Origin of the sequence: Capnocytophaga sp. oral taxon 329 str. F0087 (assembly GCF_000213295.2) — a bacterium.
Taxonomy (GTDB): Bacteria; Bacteroidota; Bacteroidia; order Flavobacteriales; family Flavobacteriaceae; genus Capnocytophaga; species Capnocytophaga leadbetteri_A.
In genome coordinates this window covers 1-1446 of record NZ_KN390105.1, presented here as the reverse complement: position 1 = coordinate 1446, position 1446 = coordinate 1, and the positions used below count along the sequence as shown (strand labels likewise).

Here is a 1446-nt window from a genome sequence, read left to right as displayed (position 1 = left end):
TTAGTATCTTTGCGCTCTGAAAAAAACAATATCTAAATTTTCTTATAATGGAAGTAAGTAAACGCTATGCACAGCGCGGGGTTTCTGCCGCTAAAGATGAAGTGCATAAAGCTATCAAAAATATAGATAAAGGGCTGTTCCCTAAGGCCTTTTGTAAGATTGTGCCTGACTATCTGACAGGCGATGACCAGTATTGCCTTGTGATGCACGCTGATGGAGCAGGGACTAAATCGTCGTTGGCATATATGTACTGGAAAACTACTGGAGACCTAAGCGTATGGAAGGGTATCGCCCAAGATGCGCTTATTATGAATATTGACGACCTATTATGTGTAGGGGCTGTTGATAATATTATGCTTTCATCCACCATAGGGCGCAATAAAAATCTAATTCCAGCAGAAGTGATTTCGGCTATTATCAATGGCACGGAAGAGCTTATAACTGAATTGGCTGCCCACGGGGTGCATATTCACTCAACAGGAGGCGAAACGGCTGATGTGGGTGACTTGGTGCGCACTATTATTGTAGACTCTACTGTTACAGCACGTGTGAAACGCAGCAAAGTGATAGATAATGCTAATATAAAAGCGGGTAATGTGATTGTTGGTTTGGCCTCATACGGTCAGGCTACTTACGAGACAGCTTATAACGGTGGTATGGGTAGCAACGGACTTACTTCGGCACGCCACGATGTATTTGCCAAAGCGTTAGCCCTTAGTTTTCCTGAAAGTTTTGACCCTTCAGTGCCTGAAGAATTGGTATATGCAGGTACTAAGCAGCTGACCGATAGGGTAGAGGGCAGTCCGTTAGACGCTGGTAAGTTAGTGCTTTCGCCTACACGTACTTATGCACCTATCATCAAGAAGATTTTAGAAAAATACGACAATACGCAAATAAACGGTATGGTACACTGCAGCGGCGGTGCTCAGACTAAAATACTGCATTTTGTTGATAATCTTCATATTATAAAAGATAACCTTTTTGAGGTACCGCCCCTTTTCAAACTGATACAAGAGGAATCAAAAACTGATTGGAAAGAGATGTACCAAGTGTTTAACTGCGGTCATCGTATGGAGTTGTACGTACCTGAGGCTATAGCGGCTGATTTGATAGCTATCTCGGAGTCGTTTGGCGTACCTGCTAAGGTAATCGGTAGGGTAGAGGCTTCTGATAATAAACGTTTAACTATTAAGAGTGAATACGGTACTTTTGAATATTAAACCAGACATATCAAAGGACATACGTTGGGCTTTTGCTTACTTCTTCATTGCGGTACTCTTGGGCATTTTTATGCGGTCGGTAGGCGTAGTTACTTACCCTTTTGAGTTCAATTACCGCTATATAGTGCATACCCATTCGCATTTAGCTCTGTTGGGTTTTGTATACGGATTGTTATCGAGCCTTTTGCTACACTATTTTGTCAGGTTTAAAGAGGAAAAGCCCCAT

1 protein-coding gene and 1 pseudogene are annotated in these 1446 nt (G+C 42.3%); both read left to right on the top strand.

The window, feature by feature from the left end; all coding sequences use genetic code 11:
• Positions 1-47: 47 nt before the first annotated feature.
• Positions 48-1220 carry an AIR synthase related protein gene (locus HMPREF9074_RS11595; RefSeq protein WP_009392892.1) on the top strand — a complete coding sequence of 391 codons (1173 nt, stop codon included), beginning with the start codon at positions 48-50 and terminating at the stop codon, positions 1218-1220.
• 7 nt (positions 1221-1227) lie between these two features.
• Positions 1228-1446 (top strand): annotated as a pseudogene (locus HMPREF9074_RS12770) (hypothetical protein); the annotation flags it as partial.